Origin of the sequence: Streptomyces sp. NPDC015032 (assembly GCF_043080425.1) — a bacterium.
GTDB lineage: Bacteria > Actinomycetota > Actinomycetes > Streptomycetales > Streptomycetaceae > Streptomyces.
Genome location: NZ_JBIBVN010000028.1, coordinates 75,760 through 95,166 on the forward strand (window position 1 = coordinate 75,760; position 19,407 = coordinate 95,166).

Annotated in this window: 28 protein-coding genes; 25 read left to right on the top strand and 3 right to left on the bottom strand. The window is 67.8% G+C overall.

Translation table 11 applies throughout. The annotated features are described in order from the left end of the window. Window positions 1-41 precede the first annotated feature (41 nt). From ACF08M_RS30240 to ACF08M_RS30360, 25 genes are all read left to right on the top strand, one after another. Window positions 42-491 (top strand): homing endonuclease associated repeat-containing protein, encoded by a 450-nt coding sequence (locus ACF08M_RS30240; protein WP_392188439.1) that lies wholly within the window; start codon window positions 42-44, stop codon window positions 489-491. A gap of 77 nt (window positions 492-568) precedes the next feature. Beyond that, window positions 569-1,168 (top strand): hypothetical protein, encoded by a 600-nt coding sequence (locus ACF08M_RS30245; protein ID WP_392188440.1) that lies wholly within the window; start codon window positions 569-571, stop codon window positions 1,166-1,168. Between the two features lie 101 nt (window positions 1,169-1,269). Next, complete coding sequence (locus ACF08M_RS30250; RefSeq protein ID WP_392188441.1) at window positions 1,270-2,031, top strand: hypothetical protein; 762 nt, start codon at window positions 1,270-1,272, stop codon at window positions 2,029-2,031. A gap of 359 nt (window positions 2,032-2,390) precedes the next feature. Then, window positions 2,391-2,690 (top strand): hypothetical protein, encoded by a 300-nt coding sequence (locus tag ACF08M_RS30255; protein WP_392188442.1) that lies wholly within the window; start codon window positions 2,391-2,393, stop codon window positions 2,688-2,690. Between the two features lie 41 nt (window positions 2,691-2,731). Continuing rightward, window positions 2,732-2,947: a hypothetical protein gene (locus ACF08M_RS30260; protein ID WP_392188443.1), complete on the top strand. Its 216-nt coding sequence runs from the start codon at window positions 2,732-2,734 to the stop codon at window positions 2,945-2,947. A 31-nt stretch (window positions 2,948-2,978) separates the two neighbouring features. Then, window positions 2,979-3,905 carry a hypothetical protein gene (locus ACF08M_RS30265; RefSeq protein WP_392188444.1) on the top strand — a complete coding sequence of 309 codons (927 nt, stop codon included), beginning with the start codon at window positions 2,979-2,981 and terminating at the stop codon, window positions 3,903-3,905. A 320-nt stretch (window positions 3,906-4,225) separates the two neighbouring features. Beyond that, on the top strand, window positions 4,226-4,528 hold the full coding sequence (locus ACF08M_RS30270) for a hypothetical protein (protein ID WP_392188445.1): 303 nt from the start codon (window positions 4,226-4,228) through the stop codon (window positions 4,526-4,528). Window positions 4,529-4,979: 451 nt separating this feature from the next. Continuing rightward, window positions 4,980-5,465: a hypothetical protein gene (locus ACF08M_RS30275; protein WP_392188446.1), complete on the top strand. Its 486-nt coding sequence runs from the start codon at window positions 4,980-4,982 to the stop codon at window positions 5,463-5,465. Window positions 5,466-5,653: 188 nt separating this feature from the next. Then, window positions 5,654-5,863 (top strand): hypothetical protein, encoded by a 210-nt coding sequence (locus tag ACF08M_RS30280; RefSeq protein ID WP_392188447.1) that lies wholly within the window; start codon window positions 5,654-5,656, stop codon window positions 5,861-5,863. A gap of 566 nt (window positions 5,864-6,429) precedes the next feature. Further along, window positions 6,430-6,885, top strand: coding sequence for a hypothetical protein (locus tag ACF08M_RS30285; RefSeq protein WP_392188448.1), 456 nt, complete (start codon window positions 6,430-6,432; stop codon window positions 6,883-6,885). Between the two features lie 5 nt (window positions 6,886-6,890). Continuing rightward, entirely contained in the window at window positions 6,891-7,295 is a 405-nt protein-coding gene (locus tag ACF08M_RS30290) for a hypothetical protein (RefSeq protein WP_392188449.1), read from the top strand. A 261-nt stretch (window positions 7,296-7,556) separates the two neighbouring features. Then, a complete protein-coding gene (locus ACF08M_RS30295) occupies window positions 7,557-7,760 on the top strand; it encodes a hypothetical protein (protein ID WP_392188450.1) in 204 nt (67 codons plus the stop codon). Between the two features lie 55 nt (window positions 7,761-7,815). Next, window positions 7,816-8,340 carry a hypothetical protein gene (locus tag ACF08M_RS30300; RefSeq protein WP_392188451.1) on the top strand — a complete coding sequence of 175 codons (525 nt, stop codon included), beginning with the start codon at window positions 7,816-7,818 and terminating at the stop codon, window positions 8,338-8,340. 10 nt (window positions 8,341-8,350) lie between these two features. After that, a complete protein-coding gene (locus ACF08M_RS30305) occupies window positions 8,351-8,662 on the top strand; it encodes a Panacea domain-containing protein (protein WP_392188452.1) in 312 nt (103 codons plus the stop codon). Window positions 8,663-8,691: 29 nt separating this feature from the next. Further along, window positions 8,692-9,285, top strand: a complete 594-nt coding sequence (locus ACF08M_RS30310; RefSeq protein ID WP_392188453.1) for a hypothetical protein — start codon at window positions 8,692-8,694, stop codon at window positions 9,283-9,285. Between the two features lie 65 nt (window positions 9,286-9,350). Then, window positions 9,351-9,707, top strand: a complete 357-nt coding sequence (locus tag ACF08M_RS30315) for a hypothetical protein (RefSeq protein ID WP_392188454.1) — start codon at window positions 9,351-9,353, stop codon at window positions 9,705-9,707. A 171-nt stretch (window positions 9,708-9,878) separates the two neighbouring features. Next, complete coding sequence (locus tag ACF08M_RS30320; RefSeq protein ID WP_392188455.1) at window positions 9,879-10,472, top strand: hypothetical protein; 594 nt, start codon at window positions 9,879-9,881, stop codon at window positions 10,470-10,472. A 90-nt stretch (window positions 10,473-10,562) separates the two neighbouring features. After that, window positions 10,563-11,093 carry a hypothetical protein gene (locus tag ACF08M_RS30325; protein WP_392188456.1) on the top strand — a complete coding sequence of 177 codons (531 nt, stop codon included), beginning with the start codon at window positions 10,563-10,565 and terminating at the stop codon, window positions 11,091-11,093. A gap of 124 nt (window positions 11,094-11,217) precedes the next feature. Next, on the top strand, window positions 11,218-12,369 hold the full coding sequence (locus tag ACF08M_RS30330; RefSeq protein WP_392188457.1) for a hypothetical protein: 1,152 nt from the start codon (window positions 11,218-11,220) through the stop codon (window positions 12,367-12,369). 245 nt (window positions 12,370-12,614) lie between these two features. Beyond that, a complete protein-coding gene (locus tag ACF08M_RS30335) occupies window positions 12,615-13,340 on the top strand; it encodes a hypothetical protein (protein WP_392188458.1) in 726 nt (241 codons plus the stop codon). A gap of 107 nt (window positions 13,341-13,447) precedes the next feature. Next, a complete protein-coding gene (locus tag ACF08M_RS30340) occupies window positions 13,448-13,852 on the top strand; it encodes a hypothetical protein (RefSeq protein ID WP_392188459.1) in 405 nt (134 codons plus the stop codon). A gap of 138 nt (window positions 13,853-13,990) precedes the next feature. Continuing rightward, window positions 13,991-14,287: a hypothetical protein gene (locus ACF08M_RS30345; RefSeq protein ID WP_392188460.1), complete on the top strand. Its 297-nt coding sequence runs from the start codon at window positions 13,991-13,993 to the stop codon at window positions 14,285-14,287. Between the two features lie 46 nt (window positions 14,288-14,333). Next, window positions 14,334-14,510 carry a hypothetical protein gene (locus tag ACF08M_RS30350; protein ID WP_392188461.1) on the top strand — a complete coding sequence of 59 codons (177 nt, stop codon included), beginning with the start codon at window positions 14,334-14,336 and terminating at the stop codon, window positions 14,508-14,510. Window positions 14,511-14,702: 192 nt separating this feature from the next. Next, window positions 14,703-16,466, top strand: coding sequence for a PcfJ domain-containing protein (locus ACF08M_RS30355; RefSeq protein ID WP_392188462.1), 1,764 nt, complete (start codon window positions 14,703-14,705; stop codon window positions 16,464-16,466). A gap of 117 nt (window positions 16,467-16,583) precedes the next feature. Continuing rightward, entirely contained in the window at window positions 16,584-16,802 is a 219-nt protein-coding gene (locus ACF08M_RS30360) for a hypothetical protein (RefSeq protein WP_392188463.1), read from the top strand. Here ACF08M_RS30360 and ACF08M_RS30365 read toward each other — a convergent pair. From ACF08M_RS30365 to ACF08M_RS30375, 3 genes are all read right to left on the bottom strand, one after another. Continuing rightward, entirely contained in the window at window positions 16,767-18,155 is a 1,389-nt protein-coding gene (locus ACF08M_RS30365; RefSeq protein ID WP_392188464.1) for an NACHT domain-containing protein, read from the bottom strand. The genes ACF08M_RS30360 and ACF08M_RS30365 overlap by 36 nt on opposite strands. Window positions 18,156-18,214: 59 nt before the next feature. Next, window positions 18,215-18,997 carry a class I SAM-dependent methyltransferase gene (locus ACF08M_RS30370; RefSeq protein ID WP_392188465.1) on the bottom strand — a complete coding sequence of 261 codons (783 nt, stop codon included), beginning with the start codon at window positions 18,995-18,997 and terminating at the stop codon, window positions 18,215-18,217. Between the two features lie 44 nt (window positions 18,998-19,041). Beyond that, a partial coding sequence (locus tag ACF08M_RS30375; RefSeq protein ID WP_392188466.1) for a transposase occupies window positions 19,042-19,407 on the bottom strand: 366 nt, incomplete at its 5' end.

Sequence of the window (19,407 nt, forward strand, 5' to 3'; positions counted from 1 at the left end):
GCTCTGACGCGCATCCGGCTTTCAGAACGAGAGGACCGACCATGACTTTGCCTGCTGTGCAGGTCCCTGCGCCCATGAAGCCCGGGCCGGTCGTCTACACCGACCAGCAGCTCCTGCATGTGCTCATCCACCTGGCGCAGGGAGAGAACACCCTGGGGCGTCGCACCTTCGAGCAGCGCAGCAGGGGCACCTATCCATCAGCTCCGCTCTACGAGCGCCGCTTCGGCAGCTGGAACCGTGCGGTGGAGCTCGCGGGTCTCGCCGTGATCGAACAGCCCCAGCAGCTCCAGACTGCGACGACGAAGTGGACCCAGGAGCAGCTCATTGCTGCGATCCGGCAGTGCCTGCGGGAGACGGGATCCACGACGCTAGCGGCCTACGAGGCCTGGCGCACGGATCCGGCGGACCTGAAGGGTGATGTCCCGCCAGCCGCCACCATCCGCTTCCGGATGGGCAGTTGGTCGCGGGCCGCAGAGCTGGCTCGCGGCTGAGATACATCGACATCTGCGACACCGTTCGGTCCCCGAATGGGGCGCTGAACCACAAGGATCTGGAAAAGGGAACTGTTATGTCAACCGAAAAGCGGCCTCTCACAGGTCTCCGCGTACGAGTCCATGTGAAGGGTGAAACCGTGTATGGGCTCGCCAGGGTCCGCTACAGCGACGGTCACGAGCTCGCTGGCCATTACGAGGTGGAGCGTGTCTCGGCTCCCCCGATTCTGGTTCCGTTCGGGGATGCCGAACCGGGACCGGACGCCGATCAGATTCCGCCTGGAGTGGAACTTCCGGATCGTCGTGTGGCCTATCGCCCGCTGTTTGCTGAGCCGGGAGTCAAGGAGACATCCGCCAGAGTCTCTGGCGCAAACGTTGTCTTCCCCGGAAACATGGAAAGCCTCCGGCAACTGATGGCGCTTGTCCAATCGGGCTGGACCGTGCACTGGACCAGTCACGAGGCCAACGAGTTCCGGGGGCAACTGAGTGTTGCCGAAGTCAGTGCATCCGAAGTGAGGGTGAATCCGACCAAGGGAGCGCCGAGCCGGTACACATGGCCGCTGGAAGGTGACGATTTCACCATCGAGGGTACTGCCATCACCAAGTACAAGGCTGACCATGCGTACACCGGCGGTCGAGCGTCCACACTGACGCTGCGGTTCGAAGCACCGCGCTAACCAACAGTCCTGGAGAGACATCAAGGTCTCCTAGTCCGGTGCGAGTCCGGCTAGGGAACTCAATCCCTCGATTTCCGGGGGCGATTGAAAAGGGGAGGAACATGTCTGAGGAAGTTCTCGAAGAGCGGGGCAGGCAGCGGCTTGGCTCCCTGCACGACGAGCCTCCGTACCACGACAATCCGGCTGGCGTGCCGGAGCCTGAACCGAGTACGGCTCAGGTGTGCTGGACCGAGAAGACCTCAAAGGGGAACCTTGTGTCCGAACGCGACATCATCGACGTCCGCAAGCTTCCGCCCTACTACAAGGCCGACCTCAACCATCTGCTGCCGGTGGAGCAGTCGTTGCACGGTCGCCATGAACTGATCATCGGCGGCATCACCCGGTACCGCGCAGGCATTGAGTACTACGCACCGATTGCCCCCGCCGAAGACGGAAGGCTCCGGGGCGGCACACTCACCCTGAGCGAGGCGCAGGCCCGCGATATCTATGCTCAGCTCGGCGAGCTGTTCAAGCGTTGGGACCTGGAGAACGAACGTGAGGCCGAATGGTCGAGCCGCACACACTTCAGTGCCTGGATGACCTACGGCACCGGCCACCTCTCTCAGCCACACATGGATGTTTCGGTATGGCAGGACAAGCTGACCGGCGAGCACCCGGGGGACGAGCGGGCATGGTCGCCCGACCATGACACGCCTGCTGCGTTCAGCGAGCGCACCACGATCGCCGCCAAAGGCGGAGACCCCGAGGACGGCAGGCGCGAGGCTGAGCTGCTTCTGAGCGATGCCGGGTGGCGAGTGATCGGCGAATGGCGAGACGCCGACGACATGGCGCTGATCGTTAGCGTCGCCCGCACAAAGGACTGAATCGCCACTTCTCGGAGCTCGCAGCCTCTCTCCCGATCCGGTCGGGCATCCAAGCCATAGCAGGGCGACCGGCCTGCTCGGTGGGGCGCATCCGCCGCGCCTCCAGCGGCTGCACCCAGGAGGCGGCGCCGCCCCAGCCGATGCCGACCAGAACGTTGTAGTGCCAGCCGGGCAGGAAAATGCCAGCCCCTTGGTGCGGACCTTCTGCAACGCCGAGAACCAGCGACTACGGACACGCTGTGTCACCACCCGCGGAGCCCGCGGACACCTCCGCACCGCTCAACTTTGAAGACCCCTCTTTTCGCGCTGTGCGCTGTCCAGTCCTGCGCAAATCCCACTACGACCGAGCCGAGGACCCCATGCCCTTCATCGCCGCACCGATCGCTGACCTCCTCCTGACCGACGCCGCGTCGGCCGAGATGGCCCGTACAGCCACCGCACCTGAACTGCTCGGCGTCGCCGCGCAGCCGCCCGAGTTGGAGTGGTGCCCCTTCTGCTCCTACGACGAGACAGGCGAGCCGGGCCTGCCCCGCGACATCGTCAAATGCACCGTCGAGCGCGCCCTGCCGCCCGAGGGCTGGGACCCGCGCTGGGGCCAGGGCCCGCTGTACGACGTCACCCACCTCTCCTGCGGCCACGCCCTCGCCGAGCCCTGCTGAGCGGGCGGCCCCGCGCTCCACTCACCGAAGGGACCACCCCCATGTACCCGTTGACGCCGCTGCAGAGCCTGGCGCTCCTGTTCGTCGTGCTGGCCATCGTGGCCTGCATCCTCTGGATCGTCCGCGAGATCCGCGCCCAGACCCCGACGCCGGCCCCCGCCGCGCAGCGCCCGGAGGCCGACGCGCCCAAGCCCGTCGCGCGCATCGCGGTCCGCCGGCCGGAGGAGCCCTACGACCACGAAAAGCACGGCCTGTAGAGGTCCGCCAGAGACGAGAACGGAGCATCCGATGAGCACCAAGCTGTACGACGGGCTGCGGCTGACAGCGCACGCGCCCGACCTCTTCGACCTCACCCGCATGGTCTCCCAGCGCATGCACGAGGTCTTCCGCGAGCTGGCCGTGCCCATCATCGCCAAGAACGTCGCCCGCGTCGTCGACGACGCCGAGGTGCGCGAACGCGACATGGGCGGGCCCCTGCACGACTACCTCGTCTACCGGGCCCGGAGGCTCTGGCTCGACGAGCAGGCCGGGCTTGACGACCGGACGACGTTCCACGACCCGCTGCGCTTCAGCATCGTCTTCGGCCAAGTCGACGACGAGCGGGGAGCGCGCAGGCTGGCGTACCCCTTCGCCGGGAGACACCAGTACACCGAGGCCCTGATGGCCCTCGAAGCCGACGGGCGGCCCCTCTTCGTCGACTACCACTACCAGGACCAGGCCGACCGGCCGGAGGAGATCCAGAAGAGCGAGTGGAAGCGCCGGCGCGAGGACTGGGACCTCCTGCTCGACGCCGAGGACCCCGAGACCGACGGCACCTTCGGGCACCTGCCCGGCTGGCAGCTCCCAGGAAGCATCGAAGGCGTCTTCGACGCGGTGCTGCTCGGATACAGGGACGCCGCCATCGATCTGAACGCGCATTGCACCGTCGAGCGCCGCATGCGCCGGGCACTGATCCAAGCAGTGGCCCTCGATCTGGACCTCGGTCCGGCCGACGACTTCAACCGAGTACTGACCCGCAACCGACGCATCGAGCGCGCGGTCGAGCTCTACCTCGGCACCGCCGAGGGCGAGACCAGGCTGCGACCCGTGCCGCTGCCGGACGCCCATGAGCTCGACATCACGATCAGGGAGCTGCCGCCTGTCTACGAGCCCGACCCTGAGGCCATTGCCCGGATCGGCGAGCTCTATCGCGAGCAGGCTCTGGCAAGTGATTGATCTGGATCGACGGAGTCGATCCAGAAGCAGTTCTGCTGAGGCATCTGCACCCCCAACGTCGATGGACGCGATCGCTTCGTGGGTTCGAATCCCACCGCTGTGCTGGAGCCCATGAGGCCGGCTATGCGAGAGCGGAGGCGTCAGCTGATCGCGCCCGTGGGCGTCTTCTTTCCACCCCTTGACCACCCCCGGGCCGCCGTGTGAGCGGATCGGGCCCCGTGCACGCGCCCGCCCATGGGCACTGCGCGTCGCCAGAGGCCTGGCACATGCCACGGCTGCCCGGGGGCCACCACGCACACCATGAGAAGAGCGAGGCCACGATGCCCACTACGACCACCACGAAGGACGACGTCGTCGTCGACTTCGGTTCGATCGAGCTCTCCGGGACGCTCCTCCACGACGACCAGCGCCGCTTGCTGATGCTGGAGACCGACGAGGGCCCCGAGCCCATCTCGGTGAACCTGCAGAGCCACGGCATCACGCCGGAGCCGGGGAACGTGTTCATCAAGGACTGGTCCGAGCACTCGGGCCTGACGGCTCGCCTGGCACAGGCGGGTCTGGTGAGCGCGTGCACGCGCTCACCGTCGGGCCCTTCGGCTCCACGGCCTACGAGGTCCAGGTGACGCTGTGAGCGTCGGGATCCTCGTCGCGGTCGGGTCTGGTGCTGGTGCTCTTCTGGCTCGCCCTGGCGGTCGTCCGCCGGGGCAGGATCGCCGATCTCGAAAACTCCTACCGGCGGGCCTGCGAGACGGGCGACACCGCCCGAGCGGACCAGGCCGAGGCCGAGCTGCGGGACGTCCGGGCATCACGCCGGGGGTCTGGTCGGGGGAGTGGCCGGTGAGTCGGCGAAGAGCGCGAGTCTGATCGGCGAAGCCGATTCGGGACTCGGAATGACAAAGGCATTCGATCAGCGGAGCTGATTCGGAAGAAGCACTGGAGAAGGACATCATCTGATCAGCGAGGCTGATCCGGATGGTGGAACGACAGACAACTGAGCATCTCAACAACCCACCCCACTGCGCGCGGACGACGACGTCGATCCGGGCGCTGCGCTGTATTCAAGGAGAATCCACCATGTCGAACCCGAACAGCACCGCATCCGTCATCGGCCGCCTGGCGAACGACCCGAAGGTCTTCGAGAACAAGGACGGCTCCAAGAAGGTCATGCTCACGGCCTTCGTCGACCGCGGCTACACCGACCGCCAGGGCAACCGCATCTCCGACGCCCTGCCCTTCGAGGCCTTCGTCCGCGCCGAGACGCAGGGCACCGGGCCGTTCGCCCACGTGCACAAGGGCGACCTGGTGGCCCTCAGCTACGAGCCCCGCCTGAACCGCTACACCAAGAACGGTTCCGAGGTCTTCGAGGTCAAGCTCGAGATCCAGAACATCTCCTTCCTGGAGTCCCGCGCCACCACCCGGGCCCGCCTGGCCGAGCGCGTCACCAAGGCCGAGGCCCAGAACCAGAACCTGCAGGCCCAGGCTCCCGCCCCGGTCGCCGCTGCTGCTCCCGTCGCGGTCGCGCACGCCAGCGCCGTGGACGAGCAGCTGCCGTTCGGCTGAGCCCAGCCGCCACGAGCCACAACTGAATACCGAGAACCGAATAGAGAGATCCCCGGTGATGGAGCCTGCCCCGCTCCGTCGCCGGGGATCTTCTTTTCCTCTCCGCCTCATGTCATCAAGGGGTGGATCAGCGCAGCTGATCCGGATCTGACGATGAACAACATCCTTGTCACGTCTGGAGGTCAGCCATGAGCGCCGTAGCCATCCTGCAGGAGACCCTGCCGTTCGACTTCGAGGCCGGCACCTCGCTCTACACCGAGGAGGACCGCGTGGCCGACCGGGAGCTGTGCAAGGCGTACTTCTTCGGCTGGACCGACGCGTTCGGCACCGATCGTCCGGCCCACCGGTCGATCACCTTCGAGGAATTCCAGGCGGCTGCCGAGCGACTGGCCCAATGACGCCGGCCGACCCTCCGCGCCACCATCCCTTGAACCACCACAGACTTCTGCACGGAGCGGTTCGAATCCGCAGCACGCCGGTTGATCACCGGTGCGCGCCAGTTGGCACACCGCGCAGACCGACCGCGGAAGAGGTTCGATTCCTCCAGCGATGCGGCTGATCCCCGCATCGCGACCCTGGAGATCTCCGCGGCTCCGGCTTCCCCAGCACCCCGGTGCGCGCTCTGCCGTCAGGCACAGCTGCGCCGGGGTGCTTCGTTTTCTCTCGTCCCTCGTGGCTCGCCTCGCTCGTCCCGTGAAGGCAGTGAGCACAGGGGATCAGCGGAGCTGATCCGGATCTGGCGTCGAAGAACATCCTCGTCACGTCAGGAGATACGCCATGAACTGCCCGAACTGCGCCGTCGACATGGAGTCGAGCGCCTGCGGCGTCCGCGCCGGCAAGAAGGCCAAGAAGGTCACGCACACGTGCTCCGAGTGCGGCTACAGCGAGACGCGCTGAACAGCGGCTTCCTCCTCCGTCTTCCCCTCCCTTCACCTCCACCGCAATCTCCAAGGAGACCACGCCGATGAACACGCTCCTGGCCATGCCCGGCCTGCCCATCCTCCTGATCGTCTTCGCCGCTGCCCTCGCGACGATCGGGCTCGCCCTCCTCCTGCCGGACCTGATCGGACGGAGGCCGAAGGCCAAGGGCCACGGCAGCAGGCCCGGCCAGCGCGTCCGGCCCGCCGTCGGCGGCTACGTCCTCCTCGCCGAGCCCAGCGCCTACCTCGAGCACGAGTTCGGCGCGGTCCCCGGCAGCATCGGCATCGTCGTCCGGCATTCCCTGAACGGCATCGACGACACCGGGGTGTTCGTCCACTGGCTGACGAAGCCGGGCGACCTCGTGCGCCAGCAGGACCTCGCCGCTCTGGAGGCCGCGCGCATCCACGGCGTGCGCTGCGAGCTCGACGAGCTCGCCGTCTTCGACCCCGCGCCGCAAGCAGCGCAGCCCCAGCACCACCCACTGACCCAGGAGCACTGACCACCATGAGCTTCCTCAGCAGCATCGGCTTCATCGAGACCGCAGAGCAGGAGCAGGCGCGGCTTGCCCAGGCCCCCGAAGGCTCGACCAACCACTACCTGTCCACCCTGCCCGTGACCATCCAAGGCTGGCCCAAGGACCTGGTCGTCGAGCTGCCCTGGCAGCAGCCGCGCACCGATCGGTCGTACCGCGTCGTCGTGGTGCCGATCGAGTTCCGCAAGGATCTCCTGCCCGAGGGCGTCGAGGAAGAGCCGCTGCCGCGCAAGCGCCACTCCGGCTCCTGGACCTGCGCTGTCGTGTACTCCAACCACCCGAGCTACCCGGTCGGCGGCTACCGCATCGTCGTCCCGTCCGCCGAGCTGGCCCGCGGCCGGAGGATCGACCTCGCCGGGGTACCGGCCCAGGCCTGACCCCACGAGCGCAACGCATCCGCACCATCAGCCCCCGCAGGGATCGCCGTGCGGGGCTCCTCGTTCTCGCCCCCACTCGACTGAAGCAGAAAGCAGACGCCATGTCCCGCACCAGAACCTCTCCCGTCCTCCTCGTCCTCGTGGCGCTGCGCTCTGTTCCCTGACCCCACGCCCCTCAACACCACCCAGCAGAAAGCGAGTTCCGCTATCTCCACCGTCAGTGAAGAGCAGAAGATCGACGCCGTCCACCGGCTGGGCGTGATGTCCGAGCGGCACCCCGAGCTGAAGCGCCGCGTGGCGGACGCCCGGCTCGAGCTCGCTGCCGCCATTCTCGCCATGGACGCCGTGGAGGAACGCATCCAGGCCGGAGAGAAGATCCACTCCCTCCAGGAGCAAGCAGCCGTCGAATTGGCGAAGAACGCATATGCCCAGACTCTGGCGGACCTCCTGCGGGGCGAGTACTGAGCCGCACGCGCTCGTCCCCGCAACCACCACCGAACCACCCATAGGAGGCTCCGTCATGCCCGATGCACCCGAATACACGCCCCGCAGCATCTACACGCTGAAACCGCACGCTGATCTTGTGACCGCCGAGAACGGACACATTCCGATCGAGGCCATCGCCGAGCGCGTCTACGGCAAGCCGTACAGCTCGCTGCGCGGATGCCAGCGGGACGACGAGCACATCGGCAATGACAGCGTGAAGCTCTACGAGCTCACCTCCGACGGGGACTACCTGCAGGCACTCGGCGACCTCGACGGCGCCGAGATCTACCTGGGCTGGGACTCCCGCACCGGCGAGAGTGCCTTCAAGACCGGCATGACGGAGCTGGACTACTGGCTGAGCATCCGCGTCGCCGACGAAAACACAACAGCCACCGTCGAGGCGAACCCGCCGGCGACGCAAGACCTTGAGAACGCCGTGTTCGAGGACCGGTTCTTCGCCGATCGCGCCTTCTCGCCGTCGCTGCGGCTGGTCCTGACCGATCTGATCCGCCGCGGCGAACTGCCGCGCGGCGACTACCTGTTCCGGCACTGGTGGTGATCGAAGCGGAATGAAGGTTGGAACCATCGCTCAGTCTCAGACATCCGTCTTCGACGTCGCCGAGTACATCCTGCAGAAGCACGCCGCGGCAGAGCCCGACCGGCCGGCGATGACCGCGATGAAGCTCCAGAAGCTCGTCTACTACTGCCAGGCCTGGCACTTCGCCTGGGAGGGCAGAGCCCTCTTCCCGGAAGCGATCCAGGCCTGGGCCTCCGGGCCCGTCTGCCCTGAGCTCTACGAGCTGCACCAGGGCCACTTCGAGATCGAGGCCGGCTTCTTAGCCAAACGGCTGCGCGTACGCAGCGACCTCGGAACCGCCTGAGCACCAGCAGAAAGAGAGAGCCCACCACCATGTACAACATCCCCTTACGCAGGCGCTCGCTCCTTCGCGGCTGGGCGATCGCGATCGCGGCCATCGCCGCCCTGGTCGCGAGCCTGGTCATCTGGGGCAACCAGATGAGGAGCCAAGAGGCTCAGGACCGCGCTGCCATGGCCAACACGAAGATCGTCTACGTTGCGGACCCCGTGCAGAAGCTCGTCAAGCGCACCGACGGCAGCTACTACAGGGCCACGACCGCCTCGGAGTATTCGTCCGACATCAGCTACGACTACACGACGGTCCAGGACCAGGACGTCGTCGTGCCCGGCACGGTGACCACCCAGGAGCAGAGGCCGACGGGCTTCCTCTGGTACCAGAAGACCTTCGCCAACGACATCACGGTCCGGATCATCGATCCGCACGAGGCGGACCGGACGCCGCGGCTGGAGAGGCTGCGCTGCACGGTCGAGCCCGTCGATGCGTCGAAGCCGAGCTACACCGGCGACCCGCACGACAGGAGTCGGCTGAAGATCGGGCCCGACCAGGAAGGCACGGACGCAGGAAGTCAGCAGTTGTGCCAGGACCGGATCACGATCCTCGTGCCGGACGGCAGCATCCAGCCGTAGCCGACTGGGGCTCACCTCTGGGCGTCGGCAGGTGAATTCCGCGGAGCCCCCGTCGGCTGAGCATCATGCTCGCCGGGCGGGGGTCTCTCTTTTTCTGCCTGATCAGCGGAGCTGATCCGGTCTGGCCTTCAGGGCATGAGGACCCGTGCACGGCGCGCGACAAGACGGCCCGCATCGCGGCGGTCGCCGAGCTGCACGACGGCAACGCCCCCGAGGCTCCGGGCCCGGCGGAGTACCGCAACGGCGCGGGCGGCACCCTCGGGCAGACGGAGGCCGCGCCGGTCGAGACGGAGGCCACCCAGGAGCAGGAGACGGCCGAGACCGCGCGCACGGAGGCCACGGCGGAGGCTGCGGCCGGTCGGGCCGCCCCACCCCAGAGGCACGGCCCCCGCGTGCCCGGCGTGCCCCTCAGCGGCGGGTGAGCCCCGAACGTCGTATGGCGATCAGCGCCGGTCTGGTCCCCGCCCCTCCGTACGGACCAGGGCACACCGCTCCTCTGATCCACCCGCGCCGCCCGGTAGGCCGGTTGCCCGGTCGAGCCTGGCCGCACGCACTCAGCCCCACCCACACCCCATCGATGTGAGAGGTACACCATGACTTCCTGGCCCCACGACCTGAGCAAGACCGCCTCCGCCGCCGCCGAGCGCACTGGCACGATCCTCAAGACCGCGCTGACCGCGCACGGCGTCACCTTCCGCGTGGTCAAGCCCTGGCGCTCCCTGCCCGGCGCCTCCCTTGTGACCACCGCCCCGGGCCAGCCGGACGTGTGGATCGACGCGCACTCCCACACCGACGGCCCCGCCGTGTCCGGCTACGACGTGCCACTGGCCGGACTGTTCGGCATCAGTGCTGTGATCACCGACGATTTCAACACCCGTCACGTGCACTGCGACTTCACCGAGACGCCCGCCGACATCACCGACCCGGCCGCCGCCGCCGCCGACGCCATGGCGGCAGACGTCGCCGCCCACCTGCACACCTATCCGTCCCTGACCGGCGCGCAGTGGGTCACCATCGCATCCAACCCGGCCAGCCGCACCGAGTACCGGGAAGCCGTCACCGTGCACGGCACATGGGCGCATGCCTCCTCACTCACCGGCTACACCACCGGCCCCAGCCTGGACACCGACCGCGTGTGGGACGCCTACCAGCGGCGCGTGGCCGACCTCACCGCTGGGACCCGCTGAACCCGCGACCGGCCGCCCCTTCCACTGGCGGCCGGTCCCCGCCGCGCGACCGACCGGCGTGCGGCCCAACCCCCGAGAGGACCACCGCAGATGAGCACCACCGCCGAGACCCGCACCTGTCTGCACTGCGCTCGCGAAATCGAGTACAACGAGGCCGACGGACAAGGCGCCTGGTACGACTTGTCCAACCGGACCGGGTGCGTGGACGGTGAGCAGCCGCACGCCCCGGAGCCGCTGTGCGGCTCCTGCCAGGACTACGGCCTGATCGAAATCCGCCACGCGTCCACGGACGGCCTGATCGGGCACCGGCCGTGCGACGACCCCGCGTGCACCGACCGGCGCGAAAAGGCCGCAGCGCGGGCGGCCGAGAAGCACACCGGCGAAATGGTGATTGGGTCCGAGGAGTTCGGCCCGCAGGTGTGCACGGAATGCGGCTGGGGTGGCTACACGCCCGTACCCGGCCTGTTCAGCCACGGGCAGCCGGTCTACGTGTGCACGGCGCGCGGCTGCGGCTACAAGGCCGGACACGACGCTTTCACCCTGGAGGACGGCGAGCGCCTGGCCGTGCACGACGACGGCCGCCTGTACGTCGTCCGTCCCTACGACGGCCCCCCGTTCTAAGACCCACAGCCCCCAACCGGATCACGACCGGCGCCCCGAGCAAGACCGGGCGGGGACAGCGGACCCGCGCCGACCGGCGCAGGGTCCCCGAGCACGGCAGCAATCCCGGAAGGAAACCCCCAGCATGACCACGCAGGCTCGCAGCATCGTTCGGGAGATCGTCACCCGCTCGTACCGCCGGTACACCCCGACCAACAGCAGTGCGCCGGAGGGCACCGAGTACGGCGTAGAAGGCTGGCTGTTCGACCTGCCCGGCGAGACCCTCAACGGCCGCCGGTTCCCACAGGCCACGTATGCCGCCTACCAGGTGTCGGAACACGGGATGTTGTTCTGGCAGGTGCGTGAAGTCGGCGGAGAGCGGCGGCAGTACGGCAGCCACAGCACCACCCGTAAGGGCGCGCTCGCGCTCGCGGTCGGGCACGTGGCCACCCAGCGGGAGAAGGCCGCCGCCGCGCCCGAGTCGGCTGCGCCGGCAACTCGCGACCAGGACACCCGTGCGCGCGGCGCCGCGTCGCGCATGGCCGCCGAGGGTGGCGAGCGTTCCCAGCTGTCGGCCACCATGACCGAGCGGCTGGAGCGGATGCGTGCGGGCCAACTCGCCGCCCTGCCGACCGTCGCGGAAATCCGGATGGCGTACCCGCTCGCCGGCGGGGGCGCCACGCTGCGGCTGATGACCGCCGAAGGCAGCACGGCGGAACGCCACATGATCCCGCTCACGGAGCAGGGCGCGGCCGGTCGGGAGAACGACCCCGCCGGTATCTACCTGGACGCCATCACCGACGGCGCGAACACGGAAGGACTGTTGATCGCGGCCCGATGGCACCTGATGCGGCTCGGCTTCAACTACGCGCGCGGTGCGGCCTGGGCGCCGTACACCGGCAGCGCGAGCAGCGAGGCGCAGTGGAAGGAGTGGGCGCCGATGCTGCCCGAAGGGCACCGGTGGCCGCACACGGTGCGCGTCGCCATCACGGCGACGGCCGAACACCTCGCCTACATAGACCGTATGTACGGTCCCACGCCCGAACTGCCGGACCTTCCGGCCGGTGTGAGCGCGCACCCGTCCGGCCCGCGTTCCTGGCAGATCTGCTACGCCAACCGCCGGTTCTGGCAGCTCTCCCACCGGCCCCGGATGGGCGGCGACGTGTGGACCCTGTACGCCGACCCGGCCCGTACCAAGTCCCTCGCCAGGGCCGCGAGCCCCGGCGAACTCCTCGCCACCATCCCCGCCCGTGACGCCGAAGCGCAGGCTCGCGCGGCGGCCCGCAAGGGCTACTGAGACGGGATCCGACACGATGACAGTCGCGATCACCGCGGCGCGCGGCCGGTTGGTCAGGGGTCTGTGGTTTCGCGCTCGTCGAGATGAACCACTGGCACGGCCAGTTCTGGAGCGATTGCACCTGCCCTGCACACGCCACAGTCCTTGGGGCCAACGTGCTCGGCGAGCTGCTCATGGCCATCCGGTCCATGAACCGCTGAAGTAGCCACCCCGTTCCCCGCGCACACGACTCACTCGGAGACACCATGACCGACATCAACCGCGACATCCCCGCATCCCTCGTCGAGCTGGCTCAGCGAGCGCTCCGCAGCGGCTGCATCGACGAGGTCTTTCTCGGCTTCGAAAGTCTCGGGGCCGACTTCCCGGCACCCATCGGCTGGATCATGCACCTCAACCGCGTAGAGACCACTCTGGCCGCTCAGTCCGGGATCTCCAGCGTGGGCAACCATCTCGTGGTCACCTCCCAGATCGGCGGCGAGCCTAGGGCGTTCGCCGGCATCGACCGACCCACGATGGACGCCGAGGCGATCAACGCCTGGATCGACCTGCCGCGCCCGACCGACACCGGCGAGCCGATTGCCGACCTCGAAGACGCAGAGATGCTGATCACCGCCGTGCGCAATGGCTGGTCTTTCCAACGTGAGCTAAGGCGAGCAGACCACATGATCACGAGCCGTCACGTTCCGACCGAGATGCCGGACAGGATCCCGTTGTGGGCGAGCTATCAGCTCCACGCGCTGAACAACTTCTACAACGTCGAAGACGCGCCTTCGCATCGCTCCACAGGTGCGCCGGTCTCCCGGGAGATCTTCCTCCGCCGCGATGGCGTGCCCGGAAGCTCGTGGGTGTCGGCGGTGGTCGAGGGATCGCGGATCAGTCCCGAGAGCGCGATCACCGAGATCAGCGAGCACGCGCCCTGGTACGCCGACGTTGCGTACTTCGACGAGGACACCGAGACCTGGGCCGCCTGACCCATGTGCAGCTCATCACCGAGGAGATGGCCATGCTGTGAGAGGCCAACAGAGCTGGCCCGGGTGTCTCCGTGGCAAGACCATCAGCCCAGACAAGGGAGACCGTCATGTCGTTCCTCGAGAAGATCGGATTCATCGAGACCGCCGAGCAGGAGCGCGAGCGCCTGGCCCAGGCTCCCGAGGGCTCGATCAATCACCACCTGTCCGCCTTGCCTGTCAACATCTCAGAGTGGCCGCAGGACCTGCTCATACAACTGCCCTGGGAGCCGCCCCGCACCGATCAGAAGCGCGCGGTCGTCGTGGTGCCTTTCCAGTTCCACAGCGACTTGCGACCCGAGGGCGTCGAGGAGGAACCGTTGCCGCACAAGCTTCACTCCGGCTCCTGGGACTGCATCGTCGTCTCGTCCGACCACCCGAGCTACCCAGTCGGCGGCCACCACACAGTCGTCAGCGCTGCGGAGATCGTCCGAGGCACCAAGGTCGACCTCACGGCGGTCCTGGACGAGTCCTGACTAACCCGTCAACTCGCTGCACACCCGTGGCTGAATGGGCGGAGGGTCTGCGCCCTTCGAACCCAAGGGGCTCGTGCACGGAGGACGTTCACCTAACCGGCGCAACTAGCGCTCGACATCGACCAGATCAAAGTCTGCTTGACCACACGGAGCGCCCTGAAGGCGCGCCAGGAAGAGAGCACCATCGTGCTTCCCACCGACCGCGCCGTCTCCGGCGCGCAGTTCATCATCCTTGCAGGAGAGCGGTTGGACGCCGCCGTCGGCCAGGTGTCACGTGCCAGAGCCGCCGGCGACCCGACCGTCCTGCGCGCGGCCGAGATCCTCAAAGAGCAGCGCCTCCTCGACTACCGGCTCGCCACGCTCCCCGAGCGGCTAGCACCGATGCTTGAATCACTCATCGACGCGAGCAAGGCCGTCCCCCAGCGGGCGCGCTGAGCCGAGCCGTTCGCCGAGGGTTTTACCACCGCCGCAATCCAGGCGGGTGCCGTACGGGAATGTCCAGGAGACCATCGTCGACCGACGACAGATCCCCGTGATCCCAGGGCCCGGGCGGCAGCGCGTGGACCAGAACTTCGTGCGCCTGCCGAACGGCTTCTGGATCGACCTCGCCACCGGTTTCCAGGACAGCTCCGGTGCGGCGCACTTCGAGCGCACCTGAGCATAGACCGCGACCCACACAGGACCCCGTCGTCTGAGCTTCGTGCTCTGGCGACGGGGTTCTTCTTTTTCACAAGCAGATCGGCGAAGCCGATCTCGGGTGCCTCCCAGACGAGCACTGCCTACTGGCCGGTGCTGAGTCCTGCAGAGACGTCACAGTCCACGTACGTTCCACACACCGCGGGAGGCACCCATGTCCGAGAACAGCGAGCGCGTGCTGTTGCACGTCAAGATTCTCAACGACGGGATCGAGCCGACCGCCGAGGGTGTCCGCACCGGCGCGAGCCTCCGCGTCGTCGTGCGCACCGCACCCGATGGCCGCGTGACCGTGTCTGGCTCGGTGTCGCACCGTGTGCACCGGATGCGCGCCTCCGGCAAGGTCTTCCGGTACTGGCAGACCGTGCGGGCGTTCTCGCTGCTGCGTACTAAGGCCGGCCTCGTGGTGCTGCGCAAGCTGGATAACGCCAGCCGGCAGATCCGCACCCAGCACCTCTTTGCCGGCGGCGAGCACCAGCTTGAGCAGTTGCTGCATGTGCTCGGCGACCAGACCCTGCTGGAGCCGATCCGGCCCCATGAGTGGGACCCTCTCGGTCAGGATGTCCGCGTCGTCGAGGGCCCCGTCTTCGAAGACCACGGGTGGAGCGGAATCCAGGCGCAGATAAGCCTGATCCTCCAGGACCTCCGAGGCGAGGCCCTGCGCCTGATCGGGGACCTCCCGGTCGCCGAAGAGCGGTTCCCGCTGCTGAAGGAGGTCCTGCCTCGCAGGCTCGGACACTCGGGCCTGATGCACTTCCTGGACGCCGAGGACTACAAAACGGTAGCGGAGAACGTGTTCGGCAAGACCCGGTACCGCAAGCCGCTGGCGCGCGAGATCCAACGCCTGGTCGAGCGCATGCTGGCCAGGCCGGACTGGCGTTCTTCCCACAACATGAGTGTGCTGAACTGGTTCCGGCTGTTCCGCGGGCTCGTGCCGATCGACTGGATCATCGAGTCGATGCGCCGCACCGAGACGAACCACTACATCGCCCTCAAGCCCGCTGAGTGCGTGCAGGCCCGAGCGCTGTTCCGCCGCGTGCCCCAGCCGATCCTGGGACGGATCCTTGCCGAGCCGGTCGCACAGAGTGTCCGGATCATCGGGGACACCGTGCGAGACCTCGGTAATGCCGATGTGCAGCTGCGCGACCTGGACCTTCTGCCCGAGCTGATCAAGGCACGGGGGCAGCGCCGCATCCGCGGCGCGCAGGACCTGGAGACCCTGGTTCGCTCGATGCCCCAGGTCTGGGTGGAGAGCCGCTCACTCGCGCGCTCGAACCAGGCGATCAGCACGGTGATCAACGAGGCGAACGCTCTGCGTGAGATGCACAGCTACAACGCACAGATCGGCCGGCTCGAAGACTCTGACCTGCCGGTCGCGACCTGGGAACTGTGGAAGGACCCGGCGTTCCGCGAGGACGCCGAAGAGTTCCTGGTCGAACACCGTCGGGAGCTGATGACCGCCGAGCAGCTCGAACGCGAAGCGCGGGCAGAGCGCTACTGCCAGGAGCGCCTTTCCCGCGAGAAGAAGCGCGCGGCGTGGGCCGCAGACGTCGCCGAGAAGCTTGACGGCATGCGCATCGGCGAGCATCGGCTTGTTGTCGCACGCGATGCGGACACTCTGGCTCGATGGGGATCGCAGCTCAACAACTGCATCGCCGGCTACGCGGACGAGCTGGGCATGGACGTTTTCGTCGCCGTCGTCGACGACAGCGGCCGTGCGCGGCTCAACATCGAGATCAACCACAAGGACGGCGTGGTGCAGTTCCTGGGAACCAACAACCGCGACGCGGTCAAGGAGCTGGAGAAGGGCTCTGCTCAGCTGGTGTTCGATGCCATCACCGACATCGGGATCCCGGTGTACGAGTACGCGCTCGGACTGCAGCAGCTCACACTGCCAGTCCGGGACGCGGTGGACGCGTAATCGAGACCTCCCCGGCTGCAGCCTCGTGCTGCGCCGGGGAGGGTTCTGCTCAGCGCAGGTGGGGATTCGCGGCCGCAGTTCCGAGGCGACCCGGCCGTGACCTCGGGGGAGACGACTGTGACCCAGACCGGTGGTCCGAAGCAGGTGTTCCGAGACGAGCTCGACACCGTTCCTTTTAAGATGCCCCTGCTCGAAGGCATGCTCTCCTCCGGAGAGCATGCCTTCAACGCGCTGAAGACGATCGGCTCCGCCGAGCGGGCGGAAATCCTCGCCGCGGCGACGCCAGGGCGACGCGGCGGCTCAACCCGCGCTCTCGGCCTGGGCCCGGGCCTTTAGAAGCCGCCGTAGGCCGGTCAGCAGCTGCTCGTGGAAGACGGCGGGGGCCGCGGCTTCGGGAGTAGTCCGCAGCCGCTTGACGTGCCGCATCTCGTTCCGGACCCAGGGAACCTCCTCCCGGGCGAGCTGCCACTCGAACTCCTCCTCGTGCCCGCCGGCGGCGAGCGCTCGGAGCATCACGGCGCGACGCTTGGGCTCGGGCGCGTCCGCCGCTTGCGGGTCCGTGACGAAGAGAGCGGTGTATTCCGGGTGGTCGGGCCACCACCTTCCGAAGCTCGCGGCCCCTGGGCTCATGTACTGGGTGATCCCGTCGATCACCGCGACGCTCCGAGTGCTCAGTGCCCCGATCTTCTTCACTTCGGCGAGCGCTCGGAGGGCAAGGCTGAGCTGCTCCTCGCGGCGGGTGAAGGGAGCCGGCCGGGCGAGGCTGTCCACCAGCATCCCGGTGTCGTGCTCCCGGAGCTGCCCGGCGAGCAGCAGGATTACCTCGTGCCAGGCGGTGTCCCTGGCCCTCGGGACGAGAACCTCGGAGACGAGGGCCTCAGGGGTCCACTCCCGCTCGTGCTCGTAGCGGTGGACGATGTCCGCCGCAGCCAGGTACTCCAGGAACGTGCGGTGCACGAAGCCCCAGGCACCCCCGCCATACCTGGCGAGGATGAAGTTGCGCTCCCGGAGCTGCTGGACCATGGCACGGGCGGCGCGGCGCGCGACGTCCGGCCGAACGTCGCAGAGCTGGAGATACTGGCGGAAGACGTCTTCGACGTCCGCCTCAGGCACGTAGTTGCCCGAGATGCCGCCCGATCCCTCCTGCATCCTGCGAGCGAGAAGCCGCAGCATCTCCAGGCGTTCGGTCTGGCCCAGCAGGTCGAGGGCTTCGGCGACCGCCCCGGACGGAGGGGCCGTCAGATGCTTGGCGTCCCTGTCCCAGCGGGCGACAACCACGGTGACGGCGTGCTGGTACACCCCATGCCGGTCGCGGGGGAGGGTCTGCCGGCGGCCGAGGATGGCAAGGACGGCCAGCAGGAGCGGATTCCCGGCCAGCTCGCGAACCGATCGCGAGTGGGCGACCGCTTCCATGATTCGGGTGAGGAGCTGCTTGGCGATCGCGGGCTGTCCGGGGCACGCCGTCTCGTACCAACGGCGCGCGAACTCATGGATACGGGGGGTGTCCAGGTCCTGGATCATGTAGTGGGCGAACTCCGCCCCGTCCAGCGTTTGCCGTTGGTAGCCGATGACCCGGGACGTGACGATCACCCGGCAGCGCTCGTGGTGGGCGGCGAACCCGGCGATGCGGCGGGCCGTCTCTGCCCGGAACTCCGGCTCGAAGATCTCGTCTAGTGCTGTGACCGGCAACGTTCACCGGTTTGCCATGGATGAACGGAAAGTTGGGCAGGGCGGAGCCGATGTCTGGGCTACTGCGCTGAGGGAGCGCGCCGTGCTGTGAGGACGGGCTGGTAGTACCCGCTGGAGGCCGGACTGTGCCAGACGATTTTGGTGAAGCCGGCTTCAGTCACGAACTCTGTCAGCTGCGGGGGCGTCAGCGCCCAGTGGGTGGTCCGGCGGACTCGGACCTGCCAGGTGTTCTTTGCGGGGATGAGCTGAAAGTGCTCCAGGTCGTAGCGTTCGCCGTCTTCGTGCCAGTGCCACAGCTGGAAGGTGATCGCTTGGCCGTCGCGTGTTTGCGAGACCTGGGGAGGTGTCGACGTGGGTCTGGTCTGGCGCGTCTCGTCATAGGACCGGACGGTGATCATCAACAGTCCGTCGTCTCGGAGTACCCGTCTCATGCCCAGGAGTGCCGTCCGGAGATCTTGCCCGGAGAGTAGGTGCGTGAGCGAGTTGTCCGCGCAGAGGACGACGTCGAATGACGTTTCTCTGAAAGGAAGTTGGCGCATGTCAGCCGCAGCGGCCGGAAGCCGGCTGCCACGGGCCGCCGCCTCGGCGGCGGCGCGCGCGGCGGCGACCGGGCTCAGGTCGCTGCCGACGACTTGGTGCCCGGCCCGGGCCAGCCCGATGGCCTGGGTGCCGATCCCGCACGAGCAGTCCAGGACGGTGTGTGGTCCCGCGCCGAGAGATTGGCGGACGAGCCCGCCCAATACCTCGGCCTGGTAGGCCATGCTTGCGTCCCAGTCCCGGAACATCAGGTGGTAGTTGTGGGCCAAATCGTCGTAGAAATCCCGCACGGAGGGCTCGGACATGTGTCCCACCGTAGTGCGTGGCCGCCGGGGCGCGCGGGGTAGTTTTAGGCAGCGGTTGCCTGACTTCGGCCGCCCCAGCGGATGCCCTTCTCGCTGCGGATACGGGCGCGTTCGCGGCGTTGGGCGGCCAGCACGTCGGGGTGGCGGGCGTTCGCGTTGCGCCAGCGGAGGTAGGCGTGGAGGGCTCGGGTCTGCGCGGTGTGGTTGCGGTGGTTGGAGTTAGCGATGGTGAACTGCCGCAGCGGTCCGAAGTGGGCCTCGATCGGGTTGGCCCAGGACGCGTAGGTCGGGGTGAAGCACAGCTCCACCCGGTTTTTCTTTGCCCAGCGCCGGATGGTCTCGCCCTTGTGGGCGGACAGATTGTCCAGGATGACGTAGATCGGGGCGCCGTCCGGGCGGGCCGCCCGGAT